This window comes from Methanosaeta sp. UBA356 (assembly GCF_002496465.1).
GTDB lineage: Archaea > Halobacteriota > Methanosarcinia > Methanotrichales > Methanotrichaceae > Methanothrix > Methanothrix soehngenii.
Genome location: NZ_DAKC01000045.1, coordinates 1 through 26897 on the forward strand (window position 1 = coordinate 1; position 26897 = coordinate 26897).

Here is a 26897-nt window from a genome sequence, read left to right on the forward strand (position 1 = left end):
TTTCAATATCTTCAGCGTTCTGGGCTATCCCCAAATGGGCAAGTCCGCGGCAAACGACAAGCATTATCCCAGGGCGGATCTCCCGAAATTATTGCTACCACGAGTCCAGGCAACCACGCCCCACCCCGCCTACAGGGGCGCGAGCCCTCGGGATGCGACTCGAAAGCATACATCTCTTTAACTCGTATGAGGCGGAAAAAAGGAATTTTTAATGGGCAGACTATGCTTTTATCCTATGGAATTGATCAATGGCAGCTATCGCTGGCGTTCCATGTTCGAGATAAACCATCTCAAATTCATTCTCAGAGATTATCGTTCCAAAGCCATATCCATTACTCTCGGCAATGTATAACGTCTTGTTATCCGCACTAATTGCTCCTGCAAAAGCCTCTACAACCTCTTCTCCATCTCGCATAAACGTTATATTTCCTGTGAAGAGGCGGTCCGTCTGCTCGACGACAGCAAGAACAATGCGGTCGTCTTCCACCAGATCATGAGCTCCATCTTCAATAAAATATGCCGGCGCAGATCCTGCCCAGTAGCCCACGAGGTCAGGAACTTGAGCCGCACAGATCCCCGTAATCAGTATGATCAAAAATATTAGCCAAATCCTTCGCATTGATCTCATTGCATCACCCTTGATTATAGCGAGCATCCATTTATATTTCAATGGCGGTTCAAAATTATCTATTATTATTCATATATATTTATTTAACGTATTACATCATGGTGCCCTTCATCCGCCTGGAGAAGTATTCTGGCTCGAATCAGGTTTCTTGCAGAGGACTTGCCTTTACAAAGGTATCATCTAAAATGAAACCCCTGAAACAATTGCGCACTATTTTATGGAGTCTAAAAAAAGCAACCATAGTTCCGATTGGGCAGTCAAATCAGTCCGACCAGAGAGCCTGGATGATTTCCGGGTTCTGAAAAACGGCAGTGATCGGCCCGAGGCATATCCCTTCCTTAGGGCTTGGTGGCTGAGTGCTGTTTGATGGCAAAAATCATCAGCCTGCAATGGCCAGGCCTCAAGGCCAGCTTGCAATCAATTTATATGGAATCGTGGTCTATTATCATCTCGGTACATAAGATCCAGTGTGAGAGAAACATACTAATGCAATAATGCGCAAATATCTATGCAAAATGGGCATTCGATAAATCGCCAGCACTCCCATCCGGGACTCTAATTGAACCCATTTATTCATTTAGAATTCTGAGATCTTCTCTCCAGGTATATCCAGACTGCAATGCAATAAACAGAATCGAGCTTCCGCAAACCAAACCAGGTGTCAAGAATTGATTCAGAGCAAAAATCGAATTTATAGAACAGTAAGTCGCCTTAGAGCGCGCTTCGACAGCACTACTGCACCACTTCTGCTTAATTCTGAGCAGCAACAACGATCCGAGCTGTCAAGCACCCGCCAGCTGGAAGGCCATGCAGCGGAGCTCGCAGAACGCCATGAGGTTGACCCCATGCCTGGCAAGGATTTGCTCTTGCCAAGGCTGGCTGAGAACGAAGCGATCCTTCTCAAGGCAAACGAGCTGCTGACCGGAGCGGTGGCGGCGAATCTCAGGATTACGCCTGCCTCAGAGGAGTTTCTGGACAACTTCTATATGATGGAAGAGCAGATTCTCATGGCCAGGCAGCATCTGCCCAAGGGTTATAGCAAAGAGCTGCCACATATGCTTAATGGATCGCTGGCAGGCTACCCGCGCATTTATGATATTGCCAAAGAGCTAATTGCTCGTACCGATGGCCGGGTGGATGCAGAAAGCCTGAAGCGCTTTGTGGATGCTTATCAGACAAAATCAGTTCTAAATCTGGGCGAGCTCTGGGCAGTTGCGATCATGCTCCGCCTGGCATTGATCGAGAACCTGCGAAATATTTCTTTGCGAATCATTCAAGACAGGATCGACCGCGATCTGGCCAATCGCTGGGCGGTTCAGATCATCAAGACGGCAGAGATAGAGCCTAAGGGCTTGATTATTGCAGTGGCTGATCTGGCCCAGTCGGATCCTCCTTTGTCCAGTGCATTTGTAACCGAATTTGCCCGAAGGCTGGAGGGACAGGGACAGGCTATGACTCTCCCTCTATTCTGGATTGAAGAGCGTCTCTCCGAAACAGGAAAGTCAATCGGACATCTGGTCCAGGAGGATATAAAGCAGGCGCCTGCTGATAAGGTCTCCATTGCTAATAGCATCGCAAGCTTTCGTTTTCTTGACTCCATGGACTGGAAACGATTTGTAGAGGGAACGAGCGTTGTCGAGAAGGCACTCCGCTCCGATCCTGCAGGCACATATGACAAGATGGATTTTGCTACGCGGGATCGCTACCGTCATGCAGTGGAGAGCATTGCAAAGCGCAGCCTGCTGACTGAAGAAGATGTCGCCAATAAAGCAGCAAATCTGGCCCGGGAGAGTGCCACGGCCAGGGGTATCGACGATAGAAGTGCGCATGTTGGCTTCTATCTGATCGACAAGGGCCTGCCTTATCTGGAGAGAGAGGCGGATTTGAGCCTGTCCTTAATCGAGTCCTTCAACAGTACCATGCTCAGGTTCCCTCTGCTCTTCTATATCGGCGCCATAGCTCTTATTACTGCACTCATCATGATCACAGTACTGACACATGCTCATACCCTTGGATCACTCGGATGGCTGCAAATCCTGGCTTTTATTCTGCTGGTGATCTGCATAAGCAGTCCTGTAGTAGGGCTGGTTAACTGGCTGGCAACAATGGTTGTCCGTCCACATGCTCTGCCTAGAATGGACTTCTCCTCAGCAATTCCCGATGAGATGCGGACACTGGTGGTGGTACCATCAGTTCTGTCCAGTCCTGAAAAGATCGATGACCTGCTGGAGGGGCTTGAGATCAGATACCTGGCAAACCGGGATCACAACCTTCACTTCGGCCTCTTGACCGACCTGGTCGATGCCAAGCAGGAGATTATGCCAGAGGATGAGCACCTGCTGCAGAGGGCCCGCCAGGGAATCGAGGCGCTCAATGAAAGGTACCATGAGAGCATCTTCTTTCTCTTTCCCCGTTTGCGCAGGTGGGACTCTGAGGAGGAGATCTGGCGGGGCTATGAGAGAAAGAGAGGCATACTCGAGGAGCTAAACTTTTTATTGCGAGGCGGATCCGAAAACAGCTTTTCTGTGATAACAGGCGACGTATCAATCCTCCCCGGAGTAAAATATGTCATTACAGTTGATGAAGATACCATGATGCCATTCGAATCCGCCCGGATTCTTGTGGAGACCATGGCCCATCCCCTCAACCACCCCAGATTCGATAAGGATAAGCGATATGTCGTCGAAGGCTACAGTATACTCCATCCTCGCCTGAGCTCAGGCATGAATGAAGCAGAAAAATCGCGGTTTGTGAAGCTCTTTGGAGGAGAGCCGGGAATTGATCCCTACACCCGAGAGGTCTCGGACGTCTACCAGGACATCTTCGGGGAAGGATCATTTACTGGAAAGGGGATCTACGACGTGGATGCTTTCTCCCAGTCACTAGGCGGACGCTTTCCAGAGAATCTGATCCTGAGCCATGATCTTCTGGAGGGAAGCTACGCCAGAGCGGCACTGGTCAGCGACGTCCAGTTCTATGAGGACTATCCTTACCATTACGCCTCAGACGTTAGCCGGCGGCATAGATGGATCCGGGGAGACTGGCAGATTGCCAGCTGGCTTCTCACGCGCGTGCCAGGTCCAGGTGGCATGGTCATGGACAATCCAATCTCAGGGCTATCCCGATGGAAGATCTTCGATAACCTCAGGCGAAGTCTGGTGGCGCCTGCCCAGATCTCTTTGCTGCTCTTGGCATGGGTAGCCCTTCAGCACCCCATCTTCTGGACCTCTATGGTAGTAGGAGCAGTTCTTGCTCTGCCTGTGCTGGCTTCCATCAGAACTATATTGAGCAAGTCAGAAGGGCTCTTTTTATACAAGCATCTGCATTATGCGGGGAGGGCAATTGCCAGATATCTGGCACAGGCAACTCTCAGCCTGATATTTCTGCCTTTTGAGGCATACTTCAGCCTTGATGCTGTTGTGCGCACCGGAGGGCGGATGCTATTCACCCATAAGCGACTCCTGGAATGGAACACCTCAGGCAGCGCCCAAAACCGCAGCCAGAGCAATTTGAGTGGATTCTACAGATCGATGTGGATAGCCCCGGCAGTAGCTATCAGCCTGATATCTTATCTCGCGTTTTGGCGTCCTGGTCTGCTGAGCACTAGCTGGCCGCTGCTGGCATCCTGGATCCTCGCCCCTGTTGTTGCCTGGTGGATAAGCCTACCCCTGGATACGCCCAGGGCAGAATTGAGCCCAGATCAGACGCTCTTTTTGCGCAAGCTTTCCAGAAGGACGTGGAGGTTCTTTGAGACATTCGTTACGCCTAAAAGCCACTGGCTTCCGCCGGACAACTATCAAGAGAATCCGCGCTCTGTGGTGGCGAATGGCACCTCGCCTACGAATATGGGATTGTCACTGCTAGCGAACCTGACAGCATACGATTTCGGCTATATCTCTGCGGGAAGGCTGATAAGGCGGAATGCTAGTGCCCTGAATACAATGAAAAACCTGGAACGGTTTCAGGGTCATTTTTATAATTGGTATGATATTAAAAAATTAAAGCCGATGATGCCCAGATATATCTCAACTGTTGATAGCGGTAACCTGGCGGGTCATCTCTTGACCTTAGAGCAGGGCCAGCTCGAGCTAATAGATCAGAAAATTCTGTCAGATCGTGCATTTTGCGGTCTGGAGGATACTCTGCAGATATTGAAGGATGCAGCCACCAGGGGCGGCGAGTCAGCAGAGGACCAGAAGCGAATTGCACCATTCCAAGTGCTCGAACAGATTGATCGATTCAAATCTGAGATTCATTCGCCCCCAGAGAACCTTTCTGCGGCCTGGCAGTTGCTGGACCGGCAAGCAAAAGCAACGGCATCGATGATAAGCCTTATTGAGCGAGAAGAGAATAGCGATCTGTTGTGGTGGGCTAGAGCTTACAAGCGGCAGCTCCGGGATCATAAGAGTGATCTGATCTATCTTGCCCCCTGGCTCATGCTGCCCATCTGGATACTGGAGCATCCAATTCCCGGGGAAATCCCGGAGCATGAATCAAATGAGCTGGCGGGAAAGAGAAGCGAGCTGGAAGCTGAGCTTCTCGGACATAACTATATTCCATCTTTAGGAGAGGTCCCAGAAGTGTCAGAAAAGGTGGCAGGCGTTATAGATCAGATCAGCAGGTGCTTTGTAGAAGACTGCCAGGAGGAACGAGATTGGCTAGAGGAGCTGAGGTCAAAGACAACTGACGCCAGGAGGCGTGCAGACGAGAGAATTGCGTCTATTGAATGGCTTGCTCAGACCTGCGGCGAACTGGCAGAAATAAAATATGATTTCCTCTTCAATAACTCGCGTCGGCTTCTTTCTATCGGCTATAATATCGAGAACTTAGAGCTTGATGAGAGCTGCTACGACCTCTTAGCATCCGAGGCCAGACTATGCAGCTATGTGGCCATTGCCCAGGGTCAGCTCCGACAGGAGCACTGGTTTGCTCTGGGTCGCATGCTCACCATAGCAGGGGGAGATTTCGCTCTGCTTTCCTGGGGTGGGACAATGTTTGAGTATCTCATGCCGCTACTGATTATGCCAACTTATGGAAACACCCTTCTTGATCAGACCTGCATATCGATAGTCAAGCGGCAGATCGAATATGGACAACAACGAAAAGTTCCCTGGGGCATCTCAGAATCTGGCTATAGTGTCGTAGATGTCAATCAGATCTATCAATACAGGGCTTTCGGAGTCCCGGGCCTTGGACTGAAACGTGGGCTGGCCAACGACCTGGTAGTAGCGCCTTATGCCTCCGCCATGGCTCTGATGGTCCTTCCTCAAGAGAGCTGCGTCAATCTGAAGCGTTTGGCAGATGAGGGTTATCTGGGAGAATATGGCTTTTATGAAGCTATCGATTATACCCCATCCCGTCTGGCCCAGCATCAGAGAAGCGCAATAGTCCAGTCCTTCATGTCTCACCATCAAGGGATGAGCCTTCTCTCTTTGGCTTATGTCCTGTTGGACCGCCCAATGCAAAGAAGATTCATGGCCAATCCCATCTTCCAGGCTGCAGATCTGCTTCTTCAGGAAAAGATTCCTCTGGCCAAGGCATTTTATCCTCATGCTGCAGAGGCATCGTCATCAATCTGGAGGGCGGGCATGCTTGAGCGCAAAGGCTCTGTGCGCGTCTTCAGTGATCCGAGCAGTGCCTTTCCCAATGTGCATCTTCTCTCCAATGGCAACTACAACGTGATGATCACCGGTTCTGGCGCAGGCATTAGCCGGTGGAAGGATATTGCAGTCACCCGCTGGCATGGCGATGCTACCCTGGATAATGAGGGACAGTTCTTCTATATCCGTGACCTGGAGAACAATGATTTCTGGTCGGCAGGATATCAGCCTGCATGCAGAGATTCAAGGACTTATCAGGTCATATTCGAGGGATCGAAGGCAGAGATTCGGTCAATGATTTGGGGGATTGATGCCCGTAGCGAAATTGTAGTCTCGCCTGAGGACGACGTTGAGTTAAGGACCATAAGTCTCACCAACCGTTCATCTGCAAAGCGGAAGATTGAGCTGACAAGCTATGCAGAGGTCGTTCTTACGGCCCTAGCCGCTGACGCGACTCATCCTGCTTTCAGCAACCTATTCGTGGAGACGAAGATCCTGCCCAAAAATTCTGCTATCCTGTGCACTCGACGACCGAGGTCTGAGGATGAGAAGACGCCCTGGATGTTGCATATGATGGCGTCGAAGAATGTTGCCGATGATTCAATCTCTTTTGAGACGGATAGGTCCAGGTTCATAGGCAGAGGAAGAGACGTCGCCGATCCTGTGGCAATGACAGGAACGGCGAGTCTATCAAATAGCGAGGGCCCCGTCCTGGATCCGATAGTCTCCATCAGGTGCATAGTTTCGATAGATCCAGGCGAGACAATGCGGGTGAACTTCATCACCGGAATTGCAGAGACGGAAGATGAAGCCATTAAGCTGATCGAAAAATACCATGACGTACGAATGGCCGAGCGCGTACATAATCTGGCCTGGACCCACAATCAAATGATCATGCAGCAGCTCAACATATCAGATGGCGATGTTCACCTTTATATGCGCCTTGCCAGCGCAATAATCTATCCCAACTCAAACTGGCGGGCAGGCTCGGGCGTTCTCATGAAAAACCAGCTTGGCCAGTCAGGCCTGTGGGCTTTTGGCATATCAGGCGATTTCCCAATTGTCCTCCTTCGGATCACAGATCGGTCTAATATCAATCTCGCCCGTGAGTTCCTGAGGGCTCATGCCTACTGGCAGATGATGGGGATTGTCGTGGATCTGGTGATCTGGAATGAGGATAGCTCGGGATATCGGCAGGAGCTTTATGATGAAATTATGGGTCTGATCTCCGTCAGCACAAGTGCATTTGATCCGAAGCGATTTGGTGGAGTTTATGTAATACAAGATGACCAGGTATCTGAAGAGGCCGGAGTCCTGATGGAGGCCGTGGCCAGTGCCATATTCACCGATTATCGGGGAACATTCGAAGAGCAGCTCAAACGCGAAAGGAGACCACGCGCGCCGGTGCCTCTCTTAAAGCCAGAAAAAACCTTGAAGGTCGAGACCTACAGGCCGATTGAATCTACAGGCCAAGACCTCATCTTCTTTAATGGTCTTGGTGGTTTCACAAAGGATGGACGCGAATATATAATCCGCTTAGCTCCGGGGGAAGTCACACCTGCCCCCTGGTCGAATGTGATAGCAAATCACAATTTTGGAACGGTAATATCCGAGTGCGGCAGCTCTTATACCTGGTCAGAAAACTCTCAGCAGTTCCGTCTGACCCCCTGGTACAACGATCCTGTAAGCGATCATAGCGGCGAAGCGCTATACATTCGAGATGAGTTGAGTGGAGATTTCTGGTCTCCTTCCGCACTTCCTGCCCGGGGCAAGACGCCTTATACCTGCAGGCACGGCTTTGGCTACAGCGTCTTCGAGCATAAAGAGTTCGGAATTGCATCCGAGCTGTGGGTATATGTGGCAATGGACGCACCAGTCAAGTTTTGCCGGCTTGTTGTTCGCAATGAATCCGGTATCTTCCGCCAGCTTTCCCTGACCTGTTACATCGAGCAGGTCTTGGGAGACCTGCGTTCCAAGACCGGAATGCATGTGGTCACAGAGATCGATCCAAGGACCGGTGCCCTATTTTCTAGAAACCCGTTCAATACGGATTTCCCGGGAAGAATCGTCTTCTTAGATGTGAATACGAAAATCAACAGCTTCACTGGCGACCGGACTGAGTTCCTGGGAAAGAACGGCAGCATGACCAGGCCAGCTGCGTTAGCCAGAGAGACGCTATCTAACCGGATTGGTGCGGCCATGGACCCCTGTGCAGCAATTCAGGTCAGAATAGATCTGCAGGATAAAGAGGATGTCGAGATCATATTTACCTGTGGAGCTGGGCAGAATGTGGAAGATGCACGCAGTCTGGTCAAACGTTTTCGAGGATCGGCTTCCGCTCGCACCGCTCTCGAGCAGGTTTGGAGCTACTGGAATCATACCCTTGGCGTGGTGCACGTGGAGACGGAAGATAAAGCTCTTGATGTGCTCACCAATGGCTGGCTCCTCTACCAGACACTATCTTGCCGCATGTGGGCGCGAACCGGATACTACCAGTCGAGCGGAGCCTATGGCTTCCGGGATCAGCTTCAGGATTCAATGGCTCTCATCTATGCAGAGCCGGAAATTTTCCGTGAGCATCTACTGCGCTGTGCTTCCCATCAGTTCGTGGAAGGAGATGTTTTGCACTGGTGGCACCCACCATTTGAACGGGGAGTGCGCACGCACAGTTCTGATGATCGCCTCTGGCTGCCGCTGGCAGCTCATCGCTACGTAACGACAACAGGAGATGTTGGTGTGCTTAACGAAAGCACCCACTTCATTACGGGTGGGCTCTTAGCTCCCGATGAAGACTCCTGCTACCACCTGCCTGCCAGGTCTGCGGAATCGGGCACTCTTTATGAGCACTGCGTCAGATCCATCAAGCGCAGTCTGCAGTTTGGCCGGCACGGCCTGCCTCTAATGGGAACGGGCGACTGGAACGATGGCATGAATCACGTAGGCTACCAGGGATTGGGCGAAAGCGTCTGGAATGCTTTCTTCCTATACGATGTGCTCGCAAAGTTCAAGGATATTGCCCATCTCTTTGGCGATTCCGCCTTTGCTGAGCTTTGTGCAAGCGAGGCTGCAACTCTGCGGGAGAATATCAGGCAGAGCGGCTGGGATGGCCATTGGTACCTGCGGGCATACTTCGACAATGGAGATCCACTCGGGTCCATTGCCAATGAGGAGTGCCAGATAGATTCAATCCCCCAGAGCTGGTCGGTTCTATCCGGGGCGGGAGACCCAGAAAGATCAAGGGAAGCAATGGAGGAAGTGGATCATAGACTGGTCAACAGGGACAATTCTGTGATACAGCTTTTGCAGCCACCATTTGATAGGTCCAGCTTGAATCCCGGATATATCAAAGGATATCTTCCAGGTGTGAGAGAGAATGGCGGGCAGTATACCCATGCCGCCATATGGGTGATTATGGCTTTTGCCTCTTTGGGCGACAGCGCCCGGGCCTGGGAGCTGTTGGATCTGATCAATCCGGTGATGCATGGCTCGACCCCAAATCAGGTGGCAATTTACCGGGTTGAGCCTTATATCGTGGCAGCAGATATCTGTGCTCTCCCTCCGAATGCAGGGAGGGGAGGATGGACATGGTACACAGGCGCTTCTGGCTGGATGTACCGCCTCATATTGGAATCACTGCTCGGTATAACCTTGGAAGTGGACAGGCTGCGATTTCAGCCCTGCATTCCCGACGACTGGAAATCCTTCAAAGTACATTATCATTATCGTGAGACATTCTATCATATCACTGTTATGCGGATTGGATCCGCGGAAGAAGTGACTGTGGATGGGATTATACAGACCGATGGGACTGTACACCTCGTTGACGATAAAAAAGAGCATTTAGTGGAGGTAAGGATAAGCTAGTGAGAGATAGGATCTTCATCCTCCCTTCATCTTCAAAAGATCAGTATTTTTATCCCCATAACCGTAGCAGTCACAATACTGGCTGCGATCAATATTCCTGTCGCAACGGCAGCAAGGGCGGGCAGGAACCGGAAGCCCAGGAGGAAGGCAATAGCACAGCCAGTCCAGGCCCCAGTCATAGGAAGGGGTATGGCCACGAAGATGATCAGGGCGATCAATCCAAAGTTCTCATGCTTTTGAATATACTTGCTGCGGGTGCGAGCGAATAGCCAGGTGAAGAATCTATCTCCAATGGTATAACGCCGCAGGTAATCGGATACAGGACCCAGAAATAGAAGCAGAGGAACCACGGGAAGGAGGTTTCCCAGGACGGATATGAGAAATGCCTGGTACCATGAGTATCCGTAATATCCAATGGCTAAAGGTATGGCTCCCCGAACCTCGGATACTGGAAGAGCGGCCACCATGAGAGTGACCAGCCACGAGGGAATTATGAGAACCATCCGTATTTCCTCAAAAGATTGGCAATGGCAATAGCTTCGGCCTCACCGATATCTTTTCCCTGCTCAGGCGGCATGCTGCTGAAGGTCCTCTTACTCTCCTATAGTTCCTTTGATCTCCACCTTGAAGACGGTCTCCTGGGTGGGTGAGGAGACGGAGATGCTCAGGTCCACGGGGATCTTCCCCAGAGCGATGGAAAGGGGCGCATCCGAGGTGGCGACATTCACCTTCACACCCTGAGATAGCCGGGTGAGGGCGCCGATAATGGACTCAAAGTCCACCGTCTGGGCGACCTCCTTGAGATCCGGGACCACAGTGATTGGAGCCAGCTTGATGGGCTCGACCGCAATGGGGTTTTGAGAGTCGCCTGATATCCGAGCGGATATGGGGCTAGAGCCATCTCCAGCCACCTGAATGCTCAACGCTCCATCCTTTCCCGAGCCCTTGACCTTGGCCACTATGGGGTACTTTTCCTGGTCCTCCGATCCCTGAACAATAGCCCTTGCATCAGCATCTACTTTGAAGCTCACCATCATATCACGGGAAGTGGTTGGATTTTCTCGGATATAAAGGTGGCATAGGCCCAGGCGATGGCTCAGGGCAACAGGCATGTATAATAGCCGGAATATGGCCAGAATAAATGGCCCCGGAGGCGAAAGCCTGATATCTTATGCGACAGTACCTTCCCACTGATGGTTGAAGTAGGATATTTGCATATTGATAGTCCCATTGCTGTTATTTCTTCCAATAACCGTCCGGAGACTGACAATGCAGTCGGTTTGATCTTGCTGGATGGCTTCGACCTTGATGTCGTCTCTCCTTCTCAGATCCAATCCCGTCTGAGCGACGTAAAGCAGAGGCTCAGGGAATGGAGGGAGGGCAGGGCTAACTTCCCAGATATCCACGATGGACAGCGCGCAGAAGTAAAAGAGGCAAAAAAACTAAGGCGCGATGCCGCCCTCGGCCTTTGTGCAACATGCTCTGAGGATGGGCCCCTCCTGGACGCGGCGAGAATTGCTGCCCAGAACCTCTGCCTGCTTGAGCTGAAGATGTCCAGCATTCGCGATCCCATCCGGTTGCTGGAGTTGATCCCTATTTTGAAGCGCTCTGGAGTCACCCTATCCCTCAGGATCAGGCCAGAGGATCTCTCCAATACATTGCTGCAAAAGCTCAACGAGAGCGATCTGGACCTGATTCACCTCGACCTGCGCGGCCTTAATGGAGTTAGCCCCAAGCTGGTCAAGAAAGCAGCTGATATTCGCGGTCCGGCGATAATGGCTCTGGCTGATGTGGGAGATTTTGAGGATGCCAGGACCCTCCTGGCGATGGGGGCAGATGTGGTATCTCTGCGCGGAGCCGATCCCGAGTTCGTCCAGTGGCTCGCCGGGGCCATGCTCGAATATGATCTTCTCAGCGGCTGGTGCAACGCCCCCAAGCATATTTGTGCGGGCGGAGACCTGCGCGGCCTGACCTTCTGCTGTCCTCCAGTCAAGAACTGCGCGGTGTTCGGCGCCCTTAAGAGAGCGGGCCTCTCCCCGGAGGAGTTCGTGAACCGGAAGCTCGCTTTTGCCAAAGGAACTCCTCTGGAGAAGGGAGAGGGCACATGCTTTGGAAGCCTGGTCTGGTGCTGCAAGATCAGCAAGCCCTGCTACCTGCGGGACGAGGCGCTATCCAGGGCGAAGCTCTCCGAAAAGGAATACATGGAACTGAAAAAGAAGCTGGCAGAGAAGATCCTGCAAAAGATCCATTGATCACATATGCGCGGGTCATTAGAGAGATCGGATCGAGTGGCTCAGTGCGCAGTTCTCGCCATGCTCTTCGAGCTCTCCTCCAGTCCCAAGCCAGGTAATGTCGACCGCTGCCACGATTTTTCTGATATCCGGTTTCATCACTTCCTGACCAGCGCAGTCTCTGCTTATCCCGTCTTCAGGAAGGCGGCGAGTGGCGAAGGAAGCCCCGGGTCACTCATACTGGAAGGGGTGGCAGCCTGGGGGGACTGGAACCTGAGAAGCAACACCCACTTCGGCTCGCTGGTGCTACTGATCCCTCTCGCCCTGGCTGCAGGCCGGATGGCGGGTCATGAACGAGCAGGTCATGAACACGGTCAAGAAACGAAACAGGACGAGAGCCAGGAGAATGGACCGGATGATGGGGTGGATGATGGGGTGGATGATGGGCTTGAGGAGGAGCTGGCGAGAGTTCTGAGGAGCACCACCGTCCAGGATGCATTAGACTTCTATCGGGCCTTCGATCTGGCGGGAGCAAGAGTAGTGCAGGTCGATGATTTCAGCCTGAAGGATCCGGACTGGGAAAGAAAGCTGATTGATGGCAACCAATCCCTTCTCGAACTGATGAGACTTTCCCTGGATCATGATATCGTTGCTCGCGAATGGGCCACGGACTTTGAGCGATCATTCCAGCTCGCCGGAAGGCTGCGGGAGATGGTATCCATATACGGCCTCAATGATGGCGTGGTCAGGACCTTCCTTGAAGCCCTGGCCGAGGTGCCAGACAGCCTTATATCCGCCAAGTTCGGAAGGGAAAGAGCGGTGGAAGTATCCCGTATGGCTGTAGATGCGCTCCTTGATTCCACCCTGAATAAGGCCAGGAAGATGGATTGCGAACTGAACAACAGGGATATGAATCCGGGCTCTACAGCAGACCTGATTGCGGCATCTTTATTTATCTCTCTTCTGAGGAGATTGCGGTTTTGATCATGTTCTATGGTAAAGAGGCTCTTGATGAGCTGGGAATACTGGAGGGCATAAACGAGATAATTGCCACCACAGAGACAGGTGGCAGAGTAAATGCTGCTCCTTTAGGAATTATCAGGAGTGAGGATAGCCTATATATCCGCTTATTTTTAGGAACTCACACCTATGAGAATATCCTCACCAGGAAATGGTTTGTGGCCAATGTCACCCACGATGCCTGGATCTTCGCGGAGACAGCTTTAGAGGACCTGCCCCAGGAGTACTTCACGCATTGCGATGGCCTGCCGATTCTAAAAGATACTGAGGCCTGGCTGCTATTCAAGTGCGATCCCTTCGCTTCGGATATCATAATCGCCAATATCGAGCCGGTAAAAGGGGAGCTATTGAGAAAGGACTTCCGGGCAGTCAACCGGGGAGCCAACCTGGTAGTAGAAGCAGCGGTAGCTGCCACCAGATATATGTCCCTTCGAAGCGATAATTATTTCGAGGAGTTGATGAAGACCCAGAGGATAATAAACCGCTGCGGCAACCCCAGAGAGAGAGAGGCGATGGAGAGGCTAATGGACCGGATCGATAACTTCGCCCATAAGAGATAGGCGATTAATGATAGAAATTCGATTTCTATGAGTACCCTTGAACGTTTGCCTGTAGGCTGTCAGAGCCTGGACCTCCTTCTGGGCGGAGGATTTGAGTCGGGCATAATCACTGAGCTCTATGGTGAATCGGGATCAGGGAAGAGCAACATAGTCCTGCAGCTGGCGGTGGCTGCGGTGGCCAGGGGCTTTCGGGTGATCTTCATCGATACGGAGGGCTTCTCCGCTGAGAGGTTCAAGCAGATTGCCGGACCTGGTGCTGCAGATATAGCGGCCAAGATAATGATCTTCGAGCCCATGAGCCTCGAGCAGCAGGCAATGGCCATCAGGGAGGCATCAAAGATCGCAGGAAGGGATCTGGGGCTGGTTATTCTTGATTCGGCGACGTCTCTTTACCGCATGCTCCTGGAGGCGGAGGACAGCCGGCCTGCCCGTCGAGCTCTGACCGTCCAGCTCTCGGAGCTGCAGGAGATCGCCCGGAGGCACAGGATTCCTGTGGTCATAACCAATCAGGTCTATACCGATATCGAGAGCAACTCCCTTCGGCCATTAGGCGGCACATATCTGGAGCACATGTGCAAAGCGATAATATTTCTAGAAAAGGCCGGAGAGGGCCTGCGGAGAGCACAGCTGATGAAGCACCGCTCCCTGCCGGAAAATAGAACTGCAGAGTTTCGTCTGACCGCCCGGGGCCTGGAGTGATAGCAGACAAGAGACGGCTAAAGGCGGGCCTTCATGATAAATGCTGCCTCTCCATCGGAGTAGTAAGAGGGACAGATGCCTCTTATCTGAAATCCCAGGTTGGAATAAAGAGATTGAGCCTTCCTGTTGCTGACTCTTACCTCAAGAGTAGCACCCAGTGCTCCTAAATTGCGAAAGGACTTGAGGACGGCCAGCATCAGCCTCATGCCTATCCCTCGGCCCTGATATCGCGGCCTTATTGCCAGCCAGAAGACCCGACCTTCGAAGGGAGCATGCTTGAATCCCAGGACGAAGCCTGCCAGTTCCCCGTTCACCTTTGCGGCAAGTGTTGTGGCAGGATGGTACTCGTAAAAAGCGGCGAATATGTTCGGGTCATAGCCTCCAAAGACCTCTCGGTCGATCTCCAGAGCTGCATTTAAATCACTGGCACTCATTCTCCTTATGATCACCGCATCTTTTAGGACTGCTTCTTTTATGCCGTCATCATGCTGCCTTTCGAATAGCTCCTCTGGCCACATTATACCATTGCCTGAGATTTTTCAACGGAAATAGTTTATCCGAAGGAGGTGGCATCTGTTTGTAGAGGAGAGCGCCCACGGAACAGCTTCAATAAGGCAAACGAAGAATCGGATCTCAACTATTTCTGCTCCGGCCGTTGAGTGTTCTTCAGGCACACCGACGGGCCATGCGCTTTATGTACTTCGAGCTAGACTATGGCCGCGATGCCGCAGAAATCATGAAGTACAACAGGAACGGCCAGAATTCCCTGATGATGTTCAAGCTGGGAAGGAAAGGCAATTGGAGCAAAAGCTTCATAGTAATAATTACAGACTCAATCTTTGAGGAGCTGGGGATTTGAAGGACGAGGAGCGAAGTTATCGTGGGCAACTGCATGACGACGCATCTTTTCCGGTGGCAGCAGGACATAAAGAGATGCCAGAAAGCTATGCCGTGTTCATTGGTGAGATCAAAGAACGCATACAGAAGGAACGTTTGCGCGTGGTCATGTCCGCCAACTCCTCGATGGTGCTTCTTTATTGGGACATCGGGCGGACTATCATTGATCGTCAGGAAAAGGAAGGATGGGGGGCAAAGGTCATTGACCGGCTTTCAGCAGATCTGCGAGAGGCATTTCCTGACATGCAGGGGCTATCGCCAAGAAATCTGAAATACATGCGCGCATTTGCTGCTGCGTGGCCCGACCGGGAGATTGTGCAAGAGGTGCTTGCACAAATCACTTGGTATCATAATATTGCTCTTCTGGAAAAGGTAGCAGATTCACAAGTCCGCCTCTGGTATGCGAAGAAAGGACTGGAAGAAGGCTGGAGCCGCAGTGTACTGGTAATGCAGATCGAACGCAAGCTACATGACCGGCAGGGCAAGGCACTAAACAATTTTAACCTCACACTGCTGCCTGGCGATTCCGATATGGCCGCTCAGATATTCAAAGATCCATATCTGTTTGACTTCCTTGGAACTGCCGATCCACGCCGGGAGCGAGAAGTGGAAAAAGGGCTGATAGACCACATCCAGCGCTTCCTCCTGGAGCTTGGAGAAGGATTTGCCTTTGTGGGAAGACAGGTTCACCTCGAATTCGCAACTAAGGACTATTACCTTGACCTATTATTTTATCATCTGAAGTTGCGCTCCTACGTAGTGGTTGAATTGAAATCTGTTTCTTTTGATCCCGGATTTGTGGGAACTCTTAACATGTATCTTTCAGCGGTTGATGATTTGCTCCGCCACCCAGATGATAAACCAAGCATTGGACTCCTGTTATGCCGCAAAGGAAGCAGGATCGAGGTCGAATACGCCCTGCGTGGAATCCAAAAGCCGATGGGTGTTGCAGGCTGGGAGACAAAGCTTGTGAAGACTCTGCCTGAAGAGCTGCAGAGCAAACTGCCAAGCGTGGCCGAGATCGAGGCTGAACTGACCTGGGATGAAAATGAAGGGGCCTGACCTCATGGAAGAGGAACAATCCAGGGGGAGTGCGACCAGCTTCGAAGATCAAGAAATACTTCGAGGAGCTGGGGGTATGAGCTGGCCTCGCAAGAAGCTTGAGTTGCTTGCTGCTGATGAGCCTTACTCTTTTGTTGGGGGTCCGTTTGGCTCGAAACTTACTTCGCGTGATTATTCTGATCAAGGTATTCCTGTGATTCGGGGATCCAATCTAAACAACGGTCGTTTCCTAGATATGAACGAATTCGTTTACGTCTCCGATTCAAAAGTCCGCAAGGACCTATCCGGCAATCTTGCTAAACCAGGTGACTTAGTTTTCACACAGCGTGGTACCCTTGGCCAAGTAGCAATCATTCCAAAAGAAGGTATATCAGATCGATATGTTGTTTCCCAGAGTCAAATGAAGCTGACTGTTGACGACACCAAAGCAGACCAATTCTTTCTGTACTACTATTTTTCCAGCCGTGAAGTCATTGATAGGATTACGAATTTTACGTCCTCATCTGGTGTCCCCCATATCAATCTGACAGTGCTTCGCAATTTTGAGATTCCGGTTCCTCCACTTGAGATCCAGAAGTCAATCGCCTCCATCCTTTCCGCCTATGACGACCTGATCGAGAACAACCGGCGGCGCATACAGCTGCTGGAGCAGGCGGCGCGGCTGCTCTACAAGGAGTGGTTCGTACGCCTGCGCTTCCCCGGCCATGAGCACGTCAGGGTTATGGACGGGGTGCCAGAGGGGTGGGAGAAAAAGAAGATCGCCGATGTGTGTGAAACGGTAGGAGGCGGTACTCCATCAACTAAGGTTTCTGAATATTGGAATGGAGAAATAACCTGGATCGTGCCAACAGACGTTACAAACAATGATTGCCTTGTTCTCTTGGATTCGGAAAGAAAGATTACAGATAAGGGACTTAGAGAGTCATCTGCCAAGATGATTCCCGCGGAAAGCATTTTAATGACAAGTCGAGCATCTGTCGGCTATTTCGCATTGGTGGATTCTGCGGTTTGCACAAATCAAGGATTTATTAATATAATTCCACACCGTGCAGAGCTAAGGATGTATCTGCTATTTAATTTGATGAGCAGAGTGGCGGAGATTCGAAGAAATGCGAAAGGGTCAACTTATCTGGAAATAAGTAAAGGTCGTTTTCGTGCAATAGATATTGTTCTTCCACCGAAGACCATTGCTGACGAATTTGGAAAAATCACGAATGACCTAATACATCAAGTACGCTGTCTGAAACTATCAACGCTAAAACTGGAAAAAGCCCGCGACCTGCTTCTTCCACGTCTGATGAACGGAGAGATCGCCATATGAGTAAAACTGTATTCACGCAAGTTAATTATAGTCTGGCTTCGCTGGTAAATCACATCGAACTGGGAGCAATCGGCCTTCCGGACATCCAGCGACCCTTTGTCTGGAAAAATGCGAAGGTTCGAGACCTCTTCGATTCGATGTACCGAGGCTATCCTGTGGGCTATCTGCTGCTATGGCAGAACGGCATGGCTTACGATCGGACTATCGGTACAGATAAAAAGCAGACAACTCCCGGGCTTGTCGTTGTGGACGGTCAGCAGCGGCTCACTGCGCTCTATGCAGTGGTTAAGGGCGTGCCTGTAGTCCGCGAAAACTACGATGCCGAGAAGATCAGCATCGCTTTCAATCCTCTGGAAGAGAGTTTTGAGGTTTCTGATGCAGCCATAGAGAGGGACAAGGCATTCATTCCGGATATCTCTCGTATTTGGAGCAGCAGCACCAATATCTTCAAGATCGCCGAAGACTACCTCCGCGGATTGAAGGCATCCCGAGAAGTCAGTAATGAAGAGGTTACAAAAATTCAGAATGCTATAACCAAGCTGCAATCGTTGACGGCATTTCCTTTCACCGCATTGCAGTTGGCAGCAGACGTCTCCGAGGAGGATGTCTCCGAAGTCTTTGTGCGTATCAACAGCAAAGGCACACCCCTTAATCAAGCTGATTTCATCCTGACTTTGATGTCGGTATTCTGGGATGAAGGCCGCGCCGAGCTTGAGCAGTTCTGCCGTGAAGCCAGAAAGCCCTCCAGGGAGAAAGAATCGCCGTTCAACTATTTCATCGAACCTGATCCAGACCAACTGCTGCGGGTAGCCGTGGGCATAGCCTTCAAGCGGGCTCGTCTGAAATACGTCTATTCTATCCTTCGAGGGAAGGATCTGGAGACTGGCCAGTTCAGCGAAGAACGCCGGATTGCCCAATTCGAGCTGCTCAAAGATGCGCAGCGAAGAACCCTTTACGTCCAGTATTGGCACGACTTCTTGAATTGCATCCGCATAGCAGGTTTCCGCAGTGCAAAGATGATCAGCTCCCAGAATAACCTGCTCTTCTCCTACATGCTCTACCTCATAGGGCGAACGGAGTACAGCGTGGAGGAGTTCGCACTGCGCAAGGCTATAGCGCAGTGGTTCTTCATGTCTGCGGTTACAGGACGCTTTACCGGATCTCCGGAATCGGCGATGGAGTTTGACCTGGCTCGGCTTCGCGATGTGAAGACTCCAGAGCAGTTCCTGGCGAAGCTCCAGCAGGTCTGCGATATCGCCCTCCCCAATGACTTTTGGGAGGCAACCCTGCCTAACGACCTGGCCACGTCATCTCCTCGTAGCCCGTCATTGTTTGCTTACAATGCATCTTTGATTCTCCTGGAAGCAAAGGTTCTCTTCTCCAATACCAGAGTCGCCGACCTGCTGGATCCTGCAATCCATCCCTGCCGCGACCCAGTCGAGCGGCATCACCTGTTTCCCAAAGATTGCCTGGCTACAATGAAGATCACTGCCACCCGTGATACAAACCAGATTGCCAACTATGCCTATGTGGAGTGGAAAGACAATTCAAAAATCTCGAACCACCCGCCTGCAGAATACCTGCCGAAACTAAGGGCCCGTTTCAGCGATGCTGATCTGGCCATTATGTATCATCACCACGCTCTGCCGGAAGACTGGGAGCGGATGGAGTACAACGCTTTCCTGGAAAAACGGCGGGAGATGATGGCTCAGATCATTCGTGAGGGCTATCAGATTTTGAAAGGGGTATCAGCCCCTCAAATTGCTCCGGAGGAATTCGATCTGATAACCGCGTTGAGCAATGGAGAAAGTGACTCAGTTGAGTTCAAATCAACGCTTAGGACCAACCTTCACACAGGCGTTGCCGACAAGCGGATAGAGCTTGCTGTAATGAAAACGCTGGCAGGTTTCCTCAATACCAATGGCGGAACGCTGATCATTGGCGTATCAGACGACGGAACAACTGTCGGCATCAAGACGGATGGATTCCCCAGTGAGGATAAGATGAGCCTTCACCTGGTGAACATCGTTAAGGACCGAATGGGTCCTGAGGTGATGATAGCCATGAACATCCATTTCGATGATTACGAGGACGGTCGCGTCATGGCCATTCGATGTAAGAGGTCACCAAGTCCCGTCTACGTTAAAGATGATAACATTGAACGCTTCTACGTCCGCACAGGCCCCTCTACAACAGAATTGACGCTAAGCCAGGCTCAAAGCTACATTAATCAGAGGTTTAAGCTGTGACCCTTGGCAGTTACACCGAAGACACCCTCGTCCAGCAGACCACCGCCGATTACCTGGAGCAGCAGCTCGGCTGGGAATCGGTCTATGCTTATAACAGCGAGGATTTCGGGCCAAAAAGCCTTCTGGGCCGGGCTTCCGATCGGGAGGTGGTGCTGACCCGAATCCTGCGCCAGAAGCTGGCAGAGCTGAATCCCGGCCTGCCCGGCGCAGCATACGACGACGCTGTGCGCCAGATCACCGCCACCATGGCTTCGCAAACCCTGGCTGCCACCAACCGGGAGAAGTACGACCAGATGCGGGACGGAGTGCAGGTGGCATTCCGCAACGGTGACGGCGAACTGGTGAAAGAGCGGATGCAGCTCTTCGATTTCAACGAGCCAGGCAACAACCACTTCCTAGCCGTACGAGAGCTATGGATACGTGGCGACCTCTACCGCCGCCGGGCAGATATCGTCGGTTTCGTAAACGGCCTGCCGCTCTTGTTCATAGAGTGCAAGAACATCCACAAGAACCTCAAAGCCGCCTTCGAGAAAAACTTCTCCGACTACCTGGACACCATCCCTCACATCTTCCATCATAACGCCATTGTGATGTTCGGCAATGGCGAGCAGGCAAAGATCGGCACCATCACCAGCAAATGGGAGCACTTCCACGAGTGGAAACGCCTGGCTGAAGAAGAGCCTGGAGCTGTGGATATGGAAACTCTTCTCAAAGGCATCTGCGACAAAGGCAACTTCCTGGATCTGCGGGAGAACTTCATACTCTTTGACGAGTCCAGGGGCGAACCTAAGAAGATCCTGGCCAAAAATCACCAGTTCCTCGGAGTCAACCGGGCCATTGAAGCGGTCTGTAAGCGCAAAGAGCTGCATGGAAAGCTGGGGGTCTTCTGGCACACCCAGGGCGCAGGAAAGAGCTATTCCATGGTGATGTTCACCCGCAAGGTCCATCGCAAACTCGGCGGCAACTTCACCTTTCTGGTGCTCACCGATCGAGACGACCTGGATTCTCAGATCTACAAGACCTTCGCCGGCTGCGGCGTGGTTGACAACGATCAGGTTCAATGCCGCGCTTCCAGCGGCAGCCACCTGAGCCGACTGCTGGCCGAGCACAAGGCCTTCATCTTCTCACTGATACAGAAATTTAATCAAAAAATTGACCCCGGCGAGGGATATACCCAAAGAGACGACATCATCGTAATCACCGATGAGGCGCACCGAACTCAGTATGGCACCCTGGCCGAAAATATGCGCAACGCTCTGCCCCATGCCAGCTTCATCGGTTTCACAGGCACCCCGCTCTTCAAAGAAGATCAGATCACCCGAAAGGTATTCGGCGATTATGTTTCTACCTATGACTTCCAGCGGGCAGTGGAGGACAAGGCCACCGTTCCACTATACTACGATGCCCGCGGCGAGAAGCTGGGCGTGGCCATCGGCGACCTCAACGAGCGCGTCGCAGAAAAACTAGAGGAGTTTGAGATAGACGATATCAACGTCGAGCAGCGTCTGGAAAAGGAGCTCAAGCGTGAATATCATATTATCACCGCGGAGAAGCGGCTGGATCAGGTAGCTCGGGACTTCGTGCAGCACTATTCCACTGCCTGGGAAAATGGGAAGTCGATGATGGTCTGCATCGACAAGATAACCTGTGTGCGGATGTATAACCTGATCAACAGTCACTGGGAAGAACGGATAGCTGAGCTGGAGGCAGGACTCTCTTCTACCTCAGATGATCAGGAGGAGATCTATCTTAAGCGTCAGATAGAATGGATGCGCGAGACTCGGGCGGCTGTAGTGGTTAGCGAAGAGCAGGGTGAGGTCGATAAGTTCCGCAAGAGCGGCCTGGACATAACTCCCCATCGCAGACTCATCAAGGAAGGCATCGACCTGTCTGAGTCAATGCGCAGCAAGCCCCAGTTCCATAACATGCAGCGGATTAGTCTTGACGACGCCTTCAAAACCGATGAACATCCGTTTCGCATCGCCATAGTCTGCGCCATGTGGCTGACAGGATTTGATGTGCCGAGCCTCTCTACTCTCTACCTGGACAAGCCTCTGAAGGCCCATACTTTGATGCAGGCCATAGCTCGCGCCAACCGCGTGAACGAGGGCAAGAACAACGGCTTGATCGTCGACTACTGCGGCATCCTAAAGCACTTGCGTCGAGCGCTGGCAACCTTTGCAGGTCCCCGCCCAGATGATGGTGAACCGGGCGGTGAGATCGATCCGGCCAGGCCAGAGGAGGAGCTACTGTCCGATCTGGCCGAGGCGATCAGCTTTGTGCGGGCCTTCCTCGATGAGCGGAATGCTCCTCTGGATGACATAATCCATAAGACAGGCTTTGAGCGCAATGCCGCTATTGCGGCCTGCAAAGAGGCGGCCAACGAAAACGATGAGACGCGCAAGCGCTTTGAAATCATGTGCCGGGAGGTCTTCAAAAAATTCAGAGCATGCATCATCCTCCAGGATATAAACGCCTATCGTGATGATCGGGATGCGGTCAACATCGTTTACAAGAGCCTCCAGCAGGATCGAGAAAAGGCTGACATCACAGACATCATGAGGCAACTCCAACATCTAGTGGATGAAGCAATCGATGTCCAATCTGACACAGTGACTGAGCCTGGGGAGCCGTACGATATCAGTAAAATCGACTTTGTCCGGCTCAAACAAGAGTTCGAGAGATACAAGAATAAGAACACAGTGGTTCAGAACTTGCGTCAAGCAGTGGAGATCCGATTGCAGAGACTGCTACAACAGAATCCCTTGCGCACAGACTTCCAGCAACACTACGAGAAGATCGTTGCCGAGTATAACCGCGAGAAGGACCGGGCAACAATTGAACAGACCTTCGAGGCATTGCTCAAGCTCGTCCAAGGACTCGACGAAGAAGAAAGCCGAGCAGTACGAGAGGGGCTCGATGAAGAATCTTTGGCCATCTTCGACCTGCTGAAAAAGCCAGATCTTAAGGGCGTTGATATCAAGCGCATCAAAAAAGTTGCAGCTGAATTGTTGAAAACGCTTAAGGAGGAAAAGCTCCGAGTTGACCAATGGCGCGATAAGGAAGCGACCCGTGATGCTGTGCGAGTGACTATTCATAACTTTTTATGGAATGAAGATATAGGCCTTCCCGTTGGCCTGTATTCAGAAGCTGATGTGGCACAAAGGGCTGAAGATGTATTCAGACACATCTTTTGGGCTTATCCCACATTGCCATCTCCTTACTATAGTGCATCGGTGGCATAGGGAAAAGATGCTGACTATGATATTGTGATTGATGGCAGGCTGCAGAGACAAATCCTTCCAATCGTCTTCATGTTGACGATCTGCCAGGATTTTCTTCTACTCAATCCAGCCCAAAAAAAAGGAAGACTTGAGAAAAGGATAGAATTCTAGATCCTTCCTCAATTCTACTTTATATCACTGTGGTACTCCTGCAGCGATTTCGCTGCTGAATGGCCTGCTCTTGAGGCACTAATCCCCTTTGCCGCCGCCGAAGCAGCAGCAATGGTGGTAATATAGGGCACCTTGTATTTGATTGCTGCCTTTCGGATATAAGAATCATCATACTGGCTGGCCTTGCCGATGGGGGTGTTTATCACCAGCTGAATCTCCTTGTTTTTGATGGCATCATCGATATTGGGCCGGCCCTCATAGATCTTCTTGATCATCTCCGACGGGATGCCATTCTCTTTCAGGACCGCTCTGGTCCCGCTGGTGGCCATAATTCTAAAGCCGAGCTTCTGAAACTCCCGCGCAACCTCCACCAGCTCCATAGATCTGTCCTTGGCGGCCACGGTGATCATGACCGTCCCCTCCTGGGGAAGCGAGGGCTTGGCAGCCTCCTCCGCTTTATAGAAGGCCATGCCGAATGAGTCGGCAAGCCCCAGGACCTCTCCAGTGGATCTCATCTCCGGGCCCAAGAGGGGGTCGACCTCAGGGAACATATTGAAGGGGAAGACAGACTCTTTGACACCATAATGAGGGATATTTCTCTTCTTCAGCCCCAGCTCGTCCATTCTTTTGTTCATCATCATCTGGGTGGCTATCCTGGCCATCGATACATTGCACACTTTGGATACCAGCGGCACCGTCCGGGAAGCACGGGGATTGGCCTCCAGCACATAGACCACATCGTGGCTGATGGCATACTGCATATTCATCAAGCCCACCACATGCAGCTTCTGAGCTATCTTGCGGGTGTACTCCTCAATGGTCTGCAGATGCTCGCCGGAGATGCTCACTGGCGGAATTACGCAAGCCGAATCGCCGGAATGAATGCCCGCCTGCTCGATATGCTCCATCACTGCGGGCACAAAGGCCTCTTTGCCGTCGGAGAGGGCATCTGCCTCCGTCTCCAGAGCATTCTCGAGGAATCGGTCGATGAGAATGGGCCTCTCTGGGGTGACGTCCACTGCCGCGGCAACGTACCGCTCCAGCATCTCCTCGTCGTATATCACCTCCATCCCCCGTCCCCCCAGGACGTATGAAGGCCGCACCATGAGGGGATAGCCGATCCTCTTGGCAACCTCCAGCGCCTGGTCGAGGTTGCTTGCCATTCCCGATTCCGGCATGGGTATGTCCAGCTCCTCCATCATCATCCTGAATCGATCTCTGTCCTCGGCCAGGTCTATGGCATCCACAGATGTCCCCAGGATCTTCACCCCTGCATCCTCCAGCTCCCGGGAGATATTGAGAGGCGTCTGGCCGCCGAACTGGACGATGACCCCCTCAGGCTTCTCCTTCTCATAGATGCTGAGCACATCCTCGACCGTCAAGGGCTCGAAGTACAGCTTATCCGAAGTGTCATAATCGGTGGAGACCGTCTCTGGATTGCAGTTGACCATGATGGTCTCAATGCCCATATCCCTCAGGGCAAAAGCGGCATGAACGCAGCAGTAGTCGAACTCAATGCCCTGGCCGATGCGGTTGGGCCCTCCACCCAAGACCATGACCTTGCGCCTGCTGCTGCTCGGGGTCCTATCGGGAGCATTGTATGTAGAGTAATAGTAGAAGGCGTTCTCCACCCCGCTTACAGGTACCGGCTCCCAGCCCTGAACAATTCCCAGGGACTTGCGCCGCGCCCGGATCTCAGCCTCTGGGACGGCCAGAAGCTTCGAGAGGTATCGGTCTGCAAAGCCATCTTTTTTGGCCTGACTGAGAAGCTCATCTGGGAGATCGACCAGTGGTTTGCCCTTGTAGGCCAATATCTCCTCTTCCAGCTGGACCAATTCCTTCATCTGCTGGAGGAACCAGGGCTTGATATGGGTCAAATGATAGAGCTTTTGGATGTCGGCACCCTTTCGGATCGCTTCATAGAGAATGAACTGTCGCTCGCTTGAAGGCTCTTTAAGAAGCATCATAAGCTCTTCAGGAGATCTGCTGTTGTAGTCCCTGGCAAAGCCCAGGCCGTACCTGCTGTTCTCCAAAGAGCGTATGGCCTTCTGGAAGGCTTCCTTGTAGCTCTTGCCGATGCTCATCGCCTCTCCCACTGCCTTCATCTGGGTGCCGAGGACGTCCTTTGAGCCCCGGAACTTCTCGAAGGCCCAGCGGGGGAACTTGACCACAACATAATCTCCCGAGGGCGTGTATTTTTCCAGTGTCCCCTCTTTCCAGTAGGGTATCTCATCCATGGTCAGACCAGAGGCAAGCTTTGCCGAGATCAAGGCGATGGGAAAGCCGGTAGCCTTGGAGGCGAGGGCGGATGAGCGGGATGTCCTTGGATTGATCTCTATGACCACCACCCTCCCGGTCTTTGGATCGTGGGCGAATTGGATATTGGTCCCGCCGATGACCTTGATGGCCTCAACGATCCGGTAGGAGTAGTCCTGCAGCTTATCCTGAAGCTCCTGGGATATGGTTAGCATGGGGGCGGTACAGAAGGAATCGCCGGTATGAACTCCCATGGCGTCCACGTTCTCTATGAAGCAGACGGTGATCATATGATTCTTGGAATCCCTGACCACCTCCAGCTCCAGCTCCTCCCATCCTGCGACCGACTCCTCGATGAGCACCTGGCCGATCAGGCTGGCGGCAATTCCCCGGCTGACCACGGTCCTCAGCTCTTCGGCGTTATAGACCAGACCGCCTCCTGTTCCCCCCATGGTGTAGGCTGGCCGGACGACCACCGGGTAGCCGAGATCCAGGGCTACCTTTTCTGCGTCCTCCACCGTATAGATCGCGGTGCTCTTGGGTACCTCGATCCCCAGGGAGTTCATAGTCTCCTTGAAGATGATCCTGTCTTCCCCCCGCTCAATGGCATCCAGCTTCACCCCTATGACCATAACATTGAACTTGTCCAGGATGCCTGCGCGGGCGAGCTCAAGGCTCAGGTTGAGGCCGTTCTGCCCGCCCAGGTTCGGTAGCAGGGCATCAGGCCGCTCCTTTTCGATGATCTGGGCCAGCCTCTCGACATTGAGTGGCTCGATATAGGTGGCATCTGCCATGCCCGGATCGGTCATAATGGTGGCCGGATTGGAGTTGACAAGGACTATTTTGTATCCCAGGGCCTTGAGCGCTTTGCAGGCCTGGGTGCCAGAGTAATCGAATTCGCAGGCCTGCCCGATTACGATAGGGCCAGACCCGATGATCATGATCTTGTTTATATCTTCACGCTTCGGCATCTTTCCCGACCTCTTACTTGAACGATAATAGAGCAAACGAATTCCTATTTTATCCCTTCCATCCTTCGATGCGCCTGATCCGGTTGAAAAAGATTATTGGTTTAAAAATTTTCACATCATGTTCTGTACTTTCCAAGTTTCTCC

General features: G+C 52.0%; 16 protein-coding genes. 11 read left to right on the forward strand and 5 right to left on the reverse strand.

Translation table 11 applies throughout. The features are described 5' to 3' along the window. Window positions 1-181 (forward strand): hypothetical protein (locus BP727_RS03480; protein ID WP_286857390.1); only part of this gene is annotated, 181 nt, incomplete at its 5' end. A gap of 39 nt (window positions 182-220) precedes the next feature. On the opposite strand, the gene BP727_RS03485 is transcribed toward BP727_RS03480, so the two are convergent. Beyond that, window positions 221-655: a hypothetical protein gene (locus BP727_RS03485; RefSeq protein ID WP_286857392.1), complete on the reverse strand. Its 435-nt coding sequence runs from the start codon at window positions 653-655 to the stop codon at window positions 221-223. Between the two features lie 818 nt (window positions 656-1473). Between BP727_RS03485 and BP727_RS03490 the strand changes: the two genes are divergently transcribed. Continuing rightward, window positions 1474-10092 (forward strand): GH36-type glycosyl hydrolase domain-containing protein, encoded by an 8619-nt coding sequence (locus tag BP727_RS03490; RefSeq protein ID WP_273270746.1) that lies wholly within the window; start codon window positions 1474-1476, stop codon window positions 10090-10092. Window positions 10093-10124: 32 nt separating this feature from the next. Here BP727_RS03490 and BP727_RS03495 read toward each other — a convergent pair whose 3' ends face one another. Together BP727_RS03495 and BP727_RS03500 are read right to left on the reverse strand one after the other, a co-directional pair. After that, window positions 10125-10595, reverse strand: coding sequence for a COG2426 family protein (locus BP727_RS03495; protein ID WP_013718047.1), 471 nt, complete (start codon window positions 10593-10595; stop codon window positions 10125-10127). Between the two features lie 90 nt (window positions 10596-10685). Further along, window positions 10686-11204 (reverse strand): hypothetical protein, encoded by a 519-nt coding sequence (locus tag BP727_RS03500; protein ID WP_273278751.1) that lies wholly within the window; start codon window positions 11202-11204, stop codon window positions 10686-10688. Window positions 11205-11285: 81 nt separating this feature from the next. Between BP727_RS03500 and BP727_RS03505 the strand changes: the two genes are divergently transcribed. From BP727_RS03505 to radB, 4 genes are read left to right on the forward strand one after another with little or no spacing between them, the layout of a single operon-like run. Beyond that, window positions 11286-12344: a methanogenesis marker 9 domain-containing protein gene (locus BP727_RS03505; protein WP_286857396.1), complete on the forward strand. Its 1059-nt coding sequence runs from the start codon at window positions 11286-11288 to the stop codon at window positions 12342-12344. 6 nt (window positions 12345-12350) lie between these two features. Further along, a complete protein-coding gene (locus BP727_RS03510; protein WP_048131565.1) occupies window positions 12351-13307 on the forward strand; it encodes a triphosphoribosyl-dephospho-CoA synthase in 957 nt (318 codons plus the stop codon). 2 nt (window positions 13308-13309) lie between these two features. Then, complete coding sequence (locus BP727_RS03515; RefSeq protein WP_048131566.1) at window positions 13310-13903, forward strand: DUF447 domain-containing protein; 594 nt, start codon at window positions 13310-13312, stop codon at window positions 13901-13903. 27 nt (window positions 13904-13930) lie between these two features. Then, window positions 13931-14602 carry a DNA repair and recombination protein RadB gene (gene radB / locus BP727_RS03520; protein ID WP_273271462.1) on the forward strand — a complete coding sequence of 224 codons (672 nt, stop codon included), beginning with the start codon at window positions 13931-13933 and terminating at the stop codon, window positions 14600-14602. Between the two features lie 17 nt (window positions 14603-14619). On the opposite strand, the gene rimI is transcribed toward radB, so the two are convergent. Beyond that, a complete protein-coding gene (rimI, locus tag BP727_RS03525; RefSeq protein ID WP_013718053.1) occupies window positions 14620-15120 on the reverse strand; it encodes a ribosomal protein S18-alanine N-acetyltransferase in 501 nt (166 codons plus the stop codon). Between the two features lie 176 nt (window positions 15121-15296). Here rimI and BP727_RS03530 point away from each other — a divergent pair, with 176 nt between their 5' ends. From BP727_RS03530 to BP727_RS03550, 5 genes are read left to right on the forward strand one after another with little or no spacing between them, the layout of a single operon-like run. Next, window positions 15297-15461, forward strand: coding sequence for a hypothetical protein (locus BP727_RS03530; protein ID WP_157863592.1), 165 nt, complete (start codon window positions 15297-15299; stop codon window positions 15459-15461). Then, complete coding sequence (locus BP727_RS03535) at window positions 15458-16561, forward strand: PDDEXK nuclease domain-containing protein (protein ID WP_013718055.1); 1104 nt, start codon at window positions 15458-15460, stop codon at window positions 16559-16561. The genes BP727_RS03530 and BP727_RS03535 overlap by 4 nt, the downstream gene beginning before the upstream one ends. A 4-nt stretch (window positions 16562-16565) precedes the next feature. After that, a complete protein-coding gene (locus BP727_RS03540) occupies window positions 16566-17882 on the forward strand; it encodes a restriction endonuclease subunit S (RefSeq protein ID WP_286857400.1) in 1317 nt (438 codons plus the stop codon). Next, entirely contained in the window at window positions 17879-20131 is a 2253-nt protein-coding gene (locus BP727_RS03545) for a GmrSD restriction endonuclease domain-containing protein (RefSeq protein ID WP_273278755.1), read from the forward strand. The genes BP727_RS03540 and BP727_RS03545 overlap by 4 nt, the downstream gene beginning before the upstream one ends. Next, complete coding sequence (locus BP727_RS03550) at window positions 20128-23376, forward strand: type I restriction endonuclease subunit R (protein ID WP_273278756.1); 3249 nt, start codon at window positions 20128-20130, stop codon at window positions 23374-23376. The genes BP727_RS03545 and BP727_RS03550 overlap by 4 nt, the downstream gene beginning before the upstream one ends. 164 nt (window positions 23377-23540) lie before the next feature. Here BP727_RS03550 and carB read toward each other — a convergent pair whose 3' ends face one another. Beyond that, on the reverse strand, window positions 23541-26753 hold the full coding sequence (carB, locus tag BP727_RS03555) for a carbamoyl-phosphate synthase large subunit (protein ID WP_273278757.1): 3213 nt from the start codon (window positions 26751-26753) through the stop codon (window positions 23541-23543). Between the last annotated feature and the right edge of the window lie 144 nt (window positions 26754-26897).

Coding starts and splice junctions, on each gene's coding strand:
- BP727_RS03485 (WP_286857392.1), bottom strand. CDS start 655: ATGCTCGCTATAATCAAGGGTGATGCAATGAGATCAATGCGAAGGATT.
- BP727_RS03490 (WP_273270746.1), top strand. CDS start 1,474: ATGCCTGGCAAGGATTTGCTCTTGCCAAGGCTGGCTGAGAACGAAGCG.
- BP727_RS03495 (WP_013718047.1), bottom strand. CDS start 10,595: ATGGTTCTCATAATTCCCTCGTGGCTGGTCACTCTCATGGTGGCCGCT.
- BP727_RS03500 (WP_273278751.1), bottom strand. CDS start 11,204: ATGCCTGTTGCCCTGAGCCATCGCCTGGGCCTATGCCACCTTTATATC.
- BP727_RS03505 (WP_286857396.1), top strand. CDS start 11,286: ATGGTTGAAGTAGGATATTTGCATATTGATAGTCCCATTGCTGTTATT.
- BP727_RS03510 (WP_048131565.1), top strand. CDS start 12,351: ATGCGCGGGTCATTAGAGAGATCGGATCGAGTGGCTCAGTGCGCAGTT.
- BP727_RS03515 (WP_048131566.1), top strand. CDS start 13,310: ATGTTCTATGGTAAAGAGGCTCTTGATGAGCTGGGAATACTGGAGGGC.
- radB (WP_273271462.1), top strand. CDS start 13,931: ATGAGTACCCTTGAACGTTTGCCTGTAGGCTGTCAGAGCCTGGACCTC.
- rimI (WP_013718053.1), bottom strand. CDS start 15,120: ATGTGGCCAGAGGAGCTATTCGAAAGGCAGCATGATGACGGCATAAAA.
- BP727_RS03530 (WP_157863592.1), top strand. CDS start 15,297: ATGTACTTCGAGCTAGACTATGGCCGCGATGCCGCAGAAATCATGAAG.
- BP727_RS03540 (WP_286857400.1), top strand. CDS start 16,566: ATGGAAGAGGAACAATCCAGGGGGAGTGCGACCAGCTTCGAAGATCAA.
- BP727_RS03545 (WP_273278755.1), top strand. CDS start 17,879: ATGAGTAAAACTGTATTCACGCAAGTTAATTATAGTCTGGCTTCGCTG.
- carB (WP_273278757.1), bottom strand. CDS start 26,753: ATGCCGAAGCGTGAAGATATAAACAAGATCATGATCATCGGGTCTGGC.